The sequence below is a fragment of the Pseudobutyrivibrio sp. ACV-2 genome, assembly GCF_900107545.1.
Taxonomy (GTDB): Bacteria; Bacillota; Clostridia; order Lachnospirales; family Lachnospiraceae; genus Pseudobutyrivibrio.
The window spans coordinates 16114-29158 of the sequence record NZ_FNQZ01000009.1 but is presented as its reverse complement, the minus strand read 5'-3'; the positions used below and the strand labels follow the sequence as shown (position 1 = coordinate 29158).

Sequence of the window (13045 nt, the reverse complement as noted above, 5' to 3'; positions counted from 1 at the left end):
GTAAATAAAAGGGGAAACAATTATGTATGGATATTTTGAAAGAATAGATGCGATAAATTATAGAAAGAAAAAGTATGAAGAAAAGTGTCGGAAACTGATAGAACTGGTGAGTGGTGTGGAATGGGACTATGTCTCCCATAAACTTAACCAAGGCAAGTTGATGTTTAAGAAAGGGGGATATGGTCAATTTGAAAATGAGTTCCCGAAGGAAATAATTGAATGTATTGAAAAATATATTCAGTATGATGCCTACATAAAATTTGATGCTGAATCCCTATATTTTTCCATTGAGGCTGATGAGTGGTTAGAAAAAATGTCTGGTGTCCTAGCACTGGATAATGAAGAAAAAGAATTCTATGAAGCATTTATTTATATAGTAATGGGGCTAGCAATTGAAGATGGAACCTGGAAAGGGGTTTTAAAAAAAATCTCTACTCCATTTGGATACAGTGAAGAGGAAAAATTTTTTAAAAGTTTGATTTTTCCTGATGTTACTGCTGAAGTGAATTGTTTACTAGATCCCTCATTTGATCCTTCTTCTTGTGGGTGTGAGGATACTCCATTTTTAGATAAGGTTATGTGGCCTTTAAAAAGAGTTTATAGACTTGTTACTGGAGAAGATCTTTCAAGCCTGCTTATGGAAGATGAAGAATGCCGTCGTTATGCAGAAGAGATTCGGAAGAGATTAACTGAGGGTTCTATACCAAATATAAAAATTGCTGATTTGCCTGAACCTCCTGAATGGGATGAAGATGATAATTTGTATGAAGAAAATATGTATCAGGCTTATCAGGAGATGTATGATCCATGGCCAAAGTTTGATGAGGAATCAGCAAATGAGTCTATTGAAAATCTTGACGAAATTTATCGACAATATTTTTCAGATATAGAATACTTCAAACAGTGCTGCAAAACCCTTTTGACAAAATCAGCAGCAATGTTTAACAGCCGAAACGTTAAAGAAGAAATTGAAAATGGAATTAATCTTTATCTTGATAAACTTAAAGCGTCAAGCTGGTTAAAGGATGATAAGTTCTTTGATAGTTATATTTATCTAGATAAGGTATATGCTTTGATTGAAAGGGTGATTTGTGATGCCGATTTACCAGAATAAGAAGATGAGTGATGTAGCAATAGATGACATGATGCAGGAATATGCTTTAAAGGAAAACGATTCGTACATATATAAGTATTTCCTTGAATTTGATTCCAATATACAAAAAAGGAAGTTGGAAAATATAACCAGTGAAGAATTAAAAAAGGCTATAGATAAGCGTATTAAGACATTCAAATATGATTTGCAAACAAGATCTAATAATACAGCAATTAATCTTATTAACGGTTGGTACCAAATGCATGATAGAAAAATACAGGAGACAGGTGTTAATGAGATTTCTACAGAAAAATATCAAACATTATATGACAAGCTTTATAAATCTCCTGCAAGTGATAAGGTGCTTATTCCAATCAAGGTAGATGCAAAAAGCGGCATTGGTCTTTTTATAATCGGGCGAGACAATTATTTAAAAAATGAATTCTTATATCCAGCTACATACCATTGTGGTATAGATATTATTTCAAATTGGGAAAATACCGATGACTACGGTGTTTGCTTACATAGAATAGGCAATGACAATTATCTATCTGATATCAAAAATGTTAGAGAGGCGGCCTTGTGGTTTGATAAATGGCTTGTGATAAATGAGGATGATGTTCTATCTGAAATTAGAAACCTAAATGGTAATATGCCGGAAGGATGTCCAGAGGAATTGATGAAATATTTTGCCGATTACTTTCCTGATGAAGATGACTATTGGAGTATTTCGGATGATGATAGAGACAGGATTATGTCCGAGTTTTAAAAGTAGGAGTTTCGGAAGAATTTTAGTTATTAGTTTCTGATGATTAAGAGAGATTAAAAAAGCAGACACAAATGAATCAGTAAGCCATTCCTTTTCATAATTGAACTTGAAATAGGAAGAAGTATTGTATATTGAATCCTTTAAATCTCCAAAATAAATGCTAAGCATAATATAATCTCCATAATTTTACTATCGGAATAATTATATCGTATTTTGTGGGAGATTAATATTGTTTTGGAGGTCTATGCAAATAATATCGAGGCTTCGTAAATTCTACGAGGCCCTTTTTGTGCCCTGATATAATGTACACATGCTTAAGAAACAACTTCATATTTGCTCCCCGGTCGGTGGGTGGGGGATAGTTCACCGACAGTGACTGTGACGCTGGTAGTATTTCGGCTAGAGTTAATATCATTTCAGTACCTTATAATCTAGAACAAAGTAAGGTGTTAAATGGTCTTGGCTATAAAGATGATGAAATAAAGTATGTTGAGAAGCTCATAGTCAAACATTTATATGAGAAAAATGGAAAGCAGCAGATATATAGAAGTATAGTTTCCAAGTATAGGCAGGAGCTGGGGCTTAAGCTGTATAGAGATGTTAAGAAGATTTTTTGTTAGATTAAGGTATGACGGATTATGAAAGCAATTGAAAAGATTTTTAAATTATATGATTTGGAACCATTGGATAATCAGTATTTGAATAAAGTGTTTGAGAATAATGACACTGTTCTAGCTGGTTGGGTGAAGTTGGAGGATAATTGTGGATATCGTAAAGAAAAAGAAGAATTATTAAATGCTATTAGAGAAGAAAAGATAGATGTATATTATGATTTTCAAACGTTATACTTCGGCGGGGAATTATTCATTGTCTTAAATGATAAATTAAGGGAATATGAATTTAATAAAAATTACCCACGGACTATCATACTTTCTCTTCTGTCGCGCACTGGTACTTCTGCTGGGGATAATCATACAATTACAACTATCAGAGTTGGTGACACAGATGAGTATGTACTTTCAATTCGAGATTTTATTAATCTTCTTAATCAGCCTGAGCGAGTAAAGGAATACAAGGATAACCTTACTTTGATTTCTCGTGATATATATGGGGTGGCTGACCCTGATGAGGAATGGGATGAGGAGTCTGATTCTGAAGAGCATGCATAAAACCATGGTTGTTTGTTCACAACGTATACAATAGTTTTTCACAGATTGAAGGTAGAATGTATTCAGTTACTGTGTGAGAGATTATTTGAAAAACACCACGGAGGTATAATTTTGTACAAACAGATAGACATGGCTATTCTAAATGCTTTATCTATGAATTCCAGAACACCCTAAGAGGCGGATTATGTTTCTTTGGGTGTTTTTGTATTTTATGAATTGGGAGGTAGCTTTATATGTTGATACCAAGAACAAGTAAGAATTTTCTCAAAAGAGCAAGAAAATATGCATACTATCAGTATGTGTTAGCGACGAGAATTGAATTTGAAATTCCTACTGAAGCAGAAGGAAAAACTATCTGGTTGTAAGATTAGTCTTGATGGTTTAAGCAAAGAGGATATAGCTTCTCTTGCAGAGAGAATGTTTGGTACCAGTCTGGCTGAAATAGACAATCTTATTAATAAAGCTGGCACTAAGGCATTGATGAATGAAACTAATATTTCTAGGGATATGCTTGTGGAAACCGATGAAGAGATGAACTATGGCAAAAAGCTCCCTGTTAAGGAAGAGGACATGCTACTTACAGCCCGTCATGAAGCCGGCCATGCTGTGGTGGGTTATGTTGAAGGCGGATGGTGTAGTCCGGAATTTGCCACAGTACAGGCCAGGGCAAGCTTCTTGGGATATGTTCAACATGAGGTGGATGAGTCGTCAACAGATTACTCTAAGAATGATTTGCTAGGTAAGATTAGAACGAGCTTGGCTGGACGCGCAACGGAATTGGTATTTTATGGCCCTGAGGACGGATTGAATGCGGGCATTTCAAACGATTTGGAAAATGCATCAAGATTAGCATATTTGATGGTTACCAGGTTTGGAATGAGTGAGAATCATTTATTCTACTATCCTAATAATTCAGGAGCTCTGACAGTTAAATACTGTGAAGAGGCCGATGCTATCTTGCAGCGAGAGCTTGAAAATACCATAAAAATCGTTAAAGATAATAAAGAGACAGTCGATAAATTTGCCCATGAACTTTTAGAGAAGGGTCACTTGGGTAAAGAGGATATTAATAAAATTTGTGGGGAAATTAAAAAATAATTAAAAGCCCCAACATAGAGTAAGGGGGAAAAAATGATATTAAGTGCCAGTAGAAGAACAGATATTCCAACCTTTTATTCAGAATGGTTTTATAACCGAATAAAAGAAAAAAGTGTGTGTGTTAGAAACCCGATGAATAAATATCAGGTGAGTCGTATAGATATTTCACCTGAGGTGGTGGATTGTATAGTTTTTTGGACAAAGGATCCAGCTCCAATGCTCAGTCGCCTGGATGAGTTGAGGGACTATAAGTATTATTTTCAATTTACCCTCAATGGCTATGACAGAGACTTGGAGCCGAATCTGGCACCTGTGGAGAATCGCATTTCCACCTTTAAAAGTCTTTCTGAAAGGCTTGGAAGTAAGTGTGTAATCTGGAGATACGACCCGATTATAATCACGGACAAATACACTACTGAATATCATTTGAGATGCTTTGAGAAGATTGCAACAAGTCTTAAAGGATATACCAAAAAGGTAGTTATCAGTTTTGTGGATGTGTATGCCACAAAAAATAAGGGCAACCTTACAGAAGCAGGCAATAAGTTTTTAACTCCAAATCGTTTGAACGATTTTGCTAAACAGCTTGCAGATATAGCAAGGGCGAATGATATGGAGATTGCCACCTGCGCCGAGGCGGTGGATTTAGAGTTCTGTGGGATAAAACACAACAGTTGTATAGATAAAGAATTGATAGAGAGCATCATTGGATACTCGCTGAAGGTTAAGGCTGATGGCCAAAGAGAAGGCTGCGGCTGTGTGAAGTGTGAGGACATTGGTTCCTATAATACATGTATACATGGCTGCCGCTATTGTTATGCCAACTATCAGGATGATGTTGTAAAGGAAATGTATTCAAGGTACGATGTCGACTCACCAATATTGTGCGATGAGATTACGGCCGATGATAAGGTGACTGACAGGCCTGTAAAATCTCTTAGAGATGGCAGCAAGATGGCTGGGCAGATGTCGTTGTTTGATTTGTAAATGGAGTTTGTGCATCAAGAGGTGCTAAGGTTGTTATGAATGAGAGAATCTGGCAATACTACAAGGATTTAGCAGAAAAAATAGGTATTGGTGAGGATGGTATACCATACGGATATTCTGTCTCATGGTTCTATGAGGAGAAAGCTCTAGGTGTTTTAGCAGATAATTTGAATACTCTTACCAAGGCATTTCTGCAGGATGATGAGGCTAAAGCTGCCATTAAGCGTGCTTCTAAGAGTGAGCTTGAAGCTATGAATGCTAAAGTTATGGCACTGTGTGATGGCATGCCTATTCCTCCGTACCCTGCGCAAGTTGATGCTATTTCAAATGCCCTCCTTAATGATATTACAATTATTCAGGGGCCTCCAGGCACCGGTAAGACGGAGACCATCAAGAACATTTTGCTTTGCATTAGAGATTTTTATCCCGATGCAAAAATAGCAGTCATTTCAGCAAATAGTGAGGCTATTGAAAATGCAAAGGATGCTGTCAGCACAGAAGCCAGTCTTGCAAAATGCTATGCAAGGTTGGGACCTCAGGATAAAAGAAAAGAATTTAAGAAAAGTCTCAAGGAGGTAAATCCAGATTTACATAAGAAGCTTCGCAGCTGTAAGGCTGACAATAAATATATATTTCCCAAACTTTTGCTTGATAGCTATCCTATTATATTCAGTACGATTCATTCACTGCGCAAATGTGTAGCTGATATGGATGAATATGATTATGTCATTGTAGATGAGTGCTCACAGGTGCCATGCTATATTGGATTGATAGCCATGTCCTCTGCTAAGCACCTTATTCTTTTGGGAGATAATGAGCAATTGCCTCCTATTCACAAAAAAATTGAAGGTGGCATAGATAGTGAAAAGCAGTTGAAGGGAAGCTATGAGTTTTTTATTGATAAAGAGGACAATAGCTTCATGAAGGCCTGTGGTCAGAGTTTTGGTGATAGGTGCAGCGCTATTCTTTTAAATGAGCATTTCAGGTGTCATCCTGCTATTATTGGATTTTGCAATGAAAAAGTGTATAAGAATCAGCTTATAGTTAAAACAAGCGATGCAGGAAAAAAACTCCCTATAAGAATCCGCTGGTATGAAGGGGATTATTGGGAATGTATAGATGCTCCAGCTAAGGATGAAGAGGATAAGCCTAAAAACAACAATTATAACAAAAGACAGATTGAAATCTTTGTCAGAGAAGAACTTCCAGATATTTACAATAAATTAATAGACGAGCCTGACTATAGTATTTGTGTGCTTTCACCTTTTAAGTATCATTTGGAGCTTCTTCAGGAAAGGATTCAAGAAGTGGTTGCTGCTGGAGAACTTGAAGGTGTAATCATAGATAATGATATTGAATATGACAGCCAGGGGAAAAACCCAGAGGATGAAGAGGCTGGTTTTATAAATAAGATTCCTCAGTTAACTATTCACAAGGCCCAGGGAAGAGGCTATGACAGAGTGTACATAATGCCTGTACAGGATGCTGGAAATAAGCCATGGTCTCAAAAGAAAACATTGATTAATGTGGCTATATCCAGGGCAAAGAAAGAAATATGCGTTATAACCTCTGCAGTATGGCTCCCAGAAGAAATGCAGGAAAAAGAGCTTGGATACCTTGTGAAAAATAAATGGAAACAGGAATGCTATCTCAGAGATTTTCTGGGGTATGTTTATGCCCAGGAAAAGCTCCGTGATACAGGCGCAGATTATGGATTCATACGCACATCTATTTCTTCAGTTTTTGATAAGATACCTTATTATCGCCAGAAATTTAGAGCTGGTGAGGATGAAAAAAGACATTCAGGTAAAAGGGACTTCGCTCCTGAAGAATGCCTTTATGAGGAATTGAAAAAATGTGATGGCTTATTAGCTGACTTTGAGATACATAGAGAGGTGGAACTTAGAAAATTCAAAAATATTCCATTAGACGATGAAGAGATTAAGGAATATGTGGAAAATGGAGCCCGCTTTGATTTTGTCATTGCAAAAGCTGGATACGTATATGCGATAATTGAAGTGGATGGAGCATATCATCGTTCGGATGAAGAGCAAGCGAAAAAGGACGAATTAAAAGACCGAATAGTTTCATTAATGAACAAGAAATTTGCCGAAAGAAGGTATTTAAGACTTTCGACTGATGGTACATCTTCGGATGAATTGGATCAAATTATTGAAGCTGTTTTTGATGAGAAGGCACCAGTATTGGGGGTTAATGAAATTATGAATATGGAATATCTCGACAATAAATTACTTGAAGCTAAAGATTTCTTAGAAGAACACCTTACCCGCGAAGCCTTTGAAAATAGGATACAGCGCGTTAATTTTGGAGAAGGTATACCAGATTACAGTGATGAATTCCAGGTTGCTTTTTACATGATGAAATATGCCAAATATTATGCTCTGGAATATTACTGGATATATGATCTGGTTTTGCGATTGCTGTCTAAGGAATTAAAGGATGCTAAAGATGATGCAGCAGTTGTTTATACCTTTGGTTGTGGGTCTATGGTGGATGCACTGTCGCTACTATATGCACATCGTCAATTATTAGATACAGAGGATTACAGTTTAGAAAAGAAACTATACTACAGGGGAATAGACATTGTTAAGTGGGCAGATGTCGGTATGCTATTTCCAGAAGAAGTAGCCGAGCACAACGAATACCTGAAAACCACAGGTCATCTTGATTCAGGAATGGTGGATTTTTGGAATGAAATGCAAACTTTTTTAGCAAATGTAATTATGTTTCCCAAAATGCTTAGCGAAGGATTGGATGATGATTCGACTGGTACCTCAATTATTGATCAGTTCTGCGAGAGAGTATCAGAAGCAACACTAGTGAGGGACTATATCATTATTTGCGTTTCCTACAGAGGAAGTAAAACCTTTGATGAAGATAATGCCTTGGTAGAAAAGATAATTGCTACCATGAGAGAGAAGGGGTATGCCCCTGAAGCTTTTGGTCAGGATGTGATAGACGGTTGGGTCTGCAATGAATACTTTGATTTGATTGACGATGATAAAATGGTATTTCAATCAAAGGATGACTGCATAGTGGATTATGAAAATAAATATGCCGATTTTAACCTACCCGTAGAGGTACAGAATTATATGTCCAAGGGCGGTATTTTGGTTAATAATTGTGACGGCAATATCACAGATGACCAGCTTCTTGAGGGCAAATCGATTACCACGATTTGTGAAAAATGTGTCCAGAAAAAGTGTCGGAAAATAAGATCAATCCCTAGAAAGAACCTCAACATGGCGACTGGAGAGGATGTAGATCATACAGTCTTCCAGATCTTACCTTTTAGGAGAGAATAGCCACAGATTGCTGATATTTTATGGATTGGCGGTAAAGAGATGGAGGTAAAAGCCATGAAGATTTTATATATTGAGGATACACCAGAGAAATTTGATGCTGTTAAACGAGCGCTTGCTAGCGTTGGCTTCAGAGATATTAAGCAAGAGAAGAATCTTGAAGATGGCCTTTATGCTATTGAGCAAAGCGTGCTGTCTCAGGATGAGTTTGGTGTTATAATTACAGATATGTGGTATCCTCGCGAGTCAAGAGGTGCTGAGGACCAATGTGGATTGGAACTAGCTGCCACTGTAAAAGAAAAGGAATATGGTATACCAGTAATTATTTTCTCCAATCAGCAGTATCGAAGCGAGGATGCAATCGGCGAGGTTCTTTACGGCAAGGAGAGAAACTGGGAGCCGGAATTGATTGCGCTTGTGAAGCAGGCTGCGGAGAGTGAGGTAGAATAGTGCAGTTATATACAGTAGGTCATTCGACTTATCCAGTGGAACATTTTTTAGAATTGTTAAGAAAGTTCAATGTGCAGTATATCATTGATGTAAGGAGTACTCCTTATTCCAGATTTGCATCTCAGTATAATTCGGATGCCTTAAGTGCAGTGTTAAAGAAAAATGGAATTGAGTATTTCCATATGGGCAAGTTTTTTGGCGCCAGGCAGGAGGATAAGCAGTATTATCCCAATAATTATTTGGATTTTGAAATGTTCCGGCAATCGGATTTATTTAAAAAAGGCATGCTGAACATTGAGCACGGCTTGGAAAAATACAATATAGCTCTTATGTGTACAGAGAAGAATCCTATAGATTGCCATAGAGCGATAATGGTCGGCAGAGGATTTGAGCTTGATGGTATAGATGTGAAGCACATCCTGCATGATGGAAGTGCTATTTCTCAATACCAGCTTAATCAACAGCTTTTGGATATGTTTTTTCCTGATAGGAATCAATTGTCGTTATTTGATATAGGCCATGAGAAGACCGAGGAGGAATATCTGGTTGAGGCCTACAGAATTAGAAATAAGGACATAGGATATAGGCTAGGTTCTGATAAGGAAGGAGGCGAGGAATAGATGACATTATATACGATTGGATTCACCCAAAAGACCGCCAGAGAATTTTTTGAGAAGCTTAAGTCTAATAATGTAGAGCTGTTAATAGATGTAAGATTAAACAATCAATCCCAGCTGGCAGGATTTACTAAGGGAAAAGATTTAGAGTATTTCCTAAAAGAGATAGTTGGCTGCAAATACGAACATCAGCTGGTGTATGCACCGACAAAAGAACTGCTCAGCGATTATAAGAGTAAAAAGATAGATTGGGATGCCTATACAGAAATTTTTAATTCTCTGATAGTAAAAAGAGATATGGTAGGTCATTTTGCAAAGCATTATTTAGATAAAGAGAATGCAGTTCTTTTGTGCTCGGAGGCACTTCCTGATATGTGCCACCGAAGACTTGTGGCAGAAGCAATGGAAAGGGAACTTGGAGTTGAAGTAAAGCATCTATAGAAAGGATACAATTGTGGAAGTTTTAATTCTTACAAGATCAGATAAACACAAAGCAGACGATGGAGGATATTGTGTAGCAGGCATTAACTTGCAAAATAATCAGTGGATTAGACTTGTGGGGCCACATTATCATTTTAAAATTGCTGATGCTGAGGCAATTTATGAGGATGGTACACTTTGTGAGCCTTTTGATGTGGTGGAAGTGGATGCAGAAAAGATAGATTCTCAAAAGAGGATAGAGTGTAATGCCCATGGATGGGGGAATGGATTCACAGAACAGTATCCAGAGAATTTATTAAGCATACAACCTGAAAATTATATTGTACGTGATAAGTTCAAATTAGTACGAAAAGCTTCCATTGATGAAGTTATGCATTTGGGAATTGTAAGTGACGATGAGTATATATACAAAGACGACACTACTAGTCTAAGTATCGAAGATGCAATCGAGTGCAACAAATCCCTAGTTATGGTTAAGGTGGAGGATTTAGAACTGTATCCTAAGGAAAAGTACGATGAAGACGGGTATCAGGCTCATTATAGAGCACGATTTAAATATAAGGGACATCAATACGATGGATTGTCTGTCACAGATCCAGATTATGATGCTGCTAAAACGGATTTCCAGGGGCTGAAATTTGGTGAGACATATCTGATTATGAGTGTCGGTGAAGAATATCGAGAAAGGCATTATAAGATAATTGCAAAGATATTTGAAACCGTATATACGATTGAAAATAATACCTATGGTTTCTTCCACGCATTCAGTGATTGTAAGTATCTTGAAAAATATAAGGACTCAGTTATCTATGCATTATGGGATGATATGGTAGCTGACGGCATGGGACAATGTAAGGAATGCGAGAAAAATTATCTGAGTTAAATGATAAAATTTCTATTTACAAGTTTGAAAGGAAATCTTCGTGTGGACAAAGTTGCCGAAAGAATGGTTAATTCATAATATGGATATTGACCTGATTAGGGGGCTTCGTAAATTCTACGAGGTACCTTTTTATACCCCTGTATAATGTGCTCATAATTCAGTTGTAGCTTTATTTTGAAAGGAAACATTGACAATGGAAGAAAGGAAAATGTTAATCGAAGAAAGAACTGGCAAAACAGCTCGAGAGCTTGTTGAACAGGACGAAAGACCAGACTATTTCGACATCACTAAGTTTGACGAGATTAAGAATCTCAAGCTTGGCCCTTGTAAAGTATCTGATATTCCTGAAGACATTCGTAAAGATGTAGTACACAGCAGAGGTTTCGGTGGAAACCTTGGTAGTGCATTGAACTACTTATACGAATACCTTGAGTATTTATCAGAAAAGGGTATTGAAATACCAGTGAATCTCAAAGACTTCGCTAGTTTGAGAGACGCTAGAACTGATGAACTTTATCCACTCAGTTTAGAAAGCGTAAAAGCAATCGGATATGCTTGTAAGTACGGCACAGAAGGTTATAACGACGAATTATTTAGCTGTTTAACAGAGTTCGCCCGCTTAGAAGAAATTCGATTCCAAGTCAGAGAAATGCCATGTGATATTGATGATTGGTTTGATTAGTATAGAAAATAAACAAGCACGAAGAACCTCACTCAGATTCTTCATGCTCGTATAGAAACTTAAATTAGGTCTAATAATAATTTAGGTAACTTTTGAGAAATTGCATTTAAACTTTTCTCATGTAAGTAAGCTGGATTCAACTTAGCTTTAGTATATTTCAGATAAGAATCCTCGGTCTTTTCTATAAGTAAATGAGTAAAGTACCGTTCCCAACTAAAATAGTTTTCAGAATCTATATGATCTTCTGGTGCAGAAAGGATTTTTCTGACATCGGAATTATCTAGTAAGACGGAATCTAGTATTAGCCATTCAAAAGACTCTGGTAAATACAAGCTAATATTATCTTTGTTTTCAACGAAGCTGTGAATGTTGGACATTGGTGCACCAAATGCTGCCCCATCAGCAATGACTAAAATATTACCAGTTATGTTGCCATCAGTTAGTAGTGAAAAAATATTGTCACGTCCTTTTGCTGATATGCATTTTGTATTTTTGAATAGAGTATCAAAGAACTCATAACCGGAATTACTATCTTCAACAATTACTGTGTCAGGCTTGGATGAAGTGGCTTTCTCACTGCTATATATCTTATAAAGTTCATGGTAAACTGGCTCAAGCGAGTTATATTTTCCAGATGAATGAATTCCATAGATTTCTGTGACACTATAAGGTAGAGAATGCAGACTCTCTCGAGTGATGATTACATAATAATTGCTAGAGCCTTTTATGGCAGAAGCAAATTCATTTGAAGAAACAAAGCTGTTCCCTTCATCTATGAAAACAATACTGTCATTGATAAGTGACAGTTGCTCAGCCCAAGTGTTGCCCTCTAACAACCTGCAAGGTACATCGCAGCTGATTGTGATACCAGTGTCAGTGCCATTTAAAGTGTATTCTCGAATAAGCTCGGCAAGGGTTGTTTTACCAGTGGCGCTATCGCCTTTTATTATAGTTATATTGCGGATGATATCAAATTCATACTTTAGGTGTGAACTTTGAACGATGATGTGATATCTGCCTTTCATTATACGTACCTCCCAGCAATAGGGATGAGTTCATCCATGGACGATACGATGACATCATCATTAAGGATCTTTGCAGAAAATGTTTCTTTTCCAAAATTCATAATGTGCCTAAGGTTGATAGTGATATCCTTTTTTTCGGCAATTTTCAAAATCCATTTTGCACAGTTATCTCCGCAGTTAGATGCATTAAACACTTTATCTGTCACTTTATCAATAAGTATTAATGTCTTTACACCGCCGGAAAGGCTCACGGGGGCGATCACTCCCATGACAGGGCTATCAATGGCGCCCGTTCCTAAAACGACTGAGTCATCAACATCTTTTATCATTTCAGACACAAATGGATCAGTAAGCCATTCCTTTTCATAATTGAATTTGAAATAGGAAGAAGTATTGTATATTGAATCCTTTAAATCTCCAAAATAAATGCTAAGCATAATATAATCTCCATAATTTTACTATCGGAATAATTATATCGTATTTTATGTGAGATTAGTATTGTTTTGGT

Annotated in this window: 13 protein-coding genes; 11 read left to right on the top strand and 2 right to left on the bottom strand. The window is 36.9% G+C overall.

Annotated features, from left to right (window positions below):
• Positions 1-22: 22 nt before the first annotated feature.
• From BLV53_RS10565 to BLV53_RS10515, 11 genes are all read left to right on the top strand, one after another.
• Entirely contained in the window at positions 23-1114 is a 1092-nt protein-coding gene (locus BLV53_RS10565; RefSeq protein WP_090300645.1) for a hypothetical protein, read from the top strand.
• The gene (locus tag BLV53_RS10560; protein ID WP_090300643.1) at positions 1095-1862 is read left to right on the top strand and encodes a hypothetical protein; all 768 of its coding nucleotides are present in this window, start codon (positions 1095-1097) and stop codon (positions 1860-1862) included. The genes BLV53_RS10565 and BLV53_RS10560 overlap by 20 nt, the downstream gene beginning before the upstream one ends.
• Positions 1863-2500: 638 nt before the next feature.
• Complete coding sequence (locus tag BLV53_RS10555; RefSeq protein WP_090300641.1) at positions 2501-3031, top strand: hypothetical protein; 531 nt, start codon at positions 2501-2503, stop codon at positions 3029-3031.
• 321 nt (positions 3032-3352) lie between these two features.
• Positions 3353-4129, top strand: coding sequence for an FtsH/Yme1/Tma family ATP-dependent metallopeptidase (locus tag BLV53_RS10550; RefSeq protein ID WP_090300639.1), 777 nt, complete (start codon positions 3353-3355; stop codon positions 4127-4129).
• Between the two features lie 33 nt (positions 4130-4162).
• Positions 4163-5116 (top strand): DUF1848 domain-containing protein, encoded by a 954-nt coding sequence (locus BLV53_RS10545; RefSeq protein ID WP_090300636.1) that lies wholly within the window; start codon positions 4163-4165, stop codon positions 5114-5116.
• Positions 5117-5151: 35 nt separating this feature from the next.
• Positions 5152-8442 (top strand): AAA domain-containing protein, encoded by a 3291-nt coding sequence (locus tag BLV53_RS10540; protein ID WP_090300634.1) that lies wholly within the window; start codon positions 5152-5154, stop codon positions 8440-8442.
• A 54-nt stretch (positions 8443-8496) separates the two neighbouring features.
• The gene (locus BLV53_RS10535; protein ID WP_170830824.1) at positions 8497-8889 is read left to right on the top strand and encodes a response regulator; all 393 of its coding nucleotides are present in this window, start codon (positions 8497-8499) and stop codon (positions 8887-8889) included.
• Complete coding sequence (locus tag BLV53_RS10530) at positions 8889-9509, top strand: DUF488 domain-containing protein (RefSeq protein ID WP_242879084.1); 621 nt, start codon at positions 8889-8891, stop codon at positions 9507-9509. Before BLV53_RS10535 ends, BLV53_RS10530 begins: the two co-directional genes overlap by 1 nt.
• Positions 9510-9947, top strand: coding sequence for a DUF488 domain-containing protein (locus tag BLV53_RS10525; RefSeq protein WP_090300629.1), 438 nt, complete (start codon positions 9510-9512; stop codon positions 9945-9947). It begins immediately after the preceding gene.
• Positions 9948-9960: 13 nt separating this feature from the next.
• Entirely contained in the window at positions 9961-10830 is an 870-nt protein-coding gene (locus BLV53_RS10520; protein ID WP_090300628.1) for a dual OB domain-containing protein, read from the top strand.
• A gap of 193 nt (positions 10831-11023) precedes the next feature.
• Positions 11024-11512 carry a hypothetical protein gene (locus BLV53_RS10515; RefSeq protein ID WP_090300626.1) on the top strand — a complete coding sequence of 163 codons (489 nt, stop codon included), beginning with the start codon at positions 11024-11026 and terminating at the stop codon, positions 11510-11512.
• A gap of 59 nt (positions 11513-11571) precedes the next feature.
• Here the strand turns inward: BLV53_RS10515 and BLV53_RS10510 are convergent, their stop codons facing one another.
• Positions 11572-12537 (bottom strand): translation initiation factor 2, encoded by a 966-nt coding sequence (locus tag BLV53_RS10510; protein ID WP_090300624.1) that lies wholly within the window; start codon positions 12535-12537, stop codon positions 11572-11574.
• On the bottom strand, positions 12537-12974 hold the full coding sequence (locus BLV53_RS10505) for a DUF4869 domain-containing protein (RefSeq protein ID WP_090300622.1): 438 nt from the start codon (positions 12972-12974) through the stop codon (positions 12537-12539). Before BLV53_RS10505 ends, BLV53_RS10510 begins: the two co-directional genes overlap by 1 nt.
• Positions 12975-13045 lie beyond the last annotated feature (71 nt).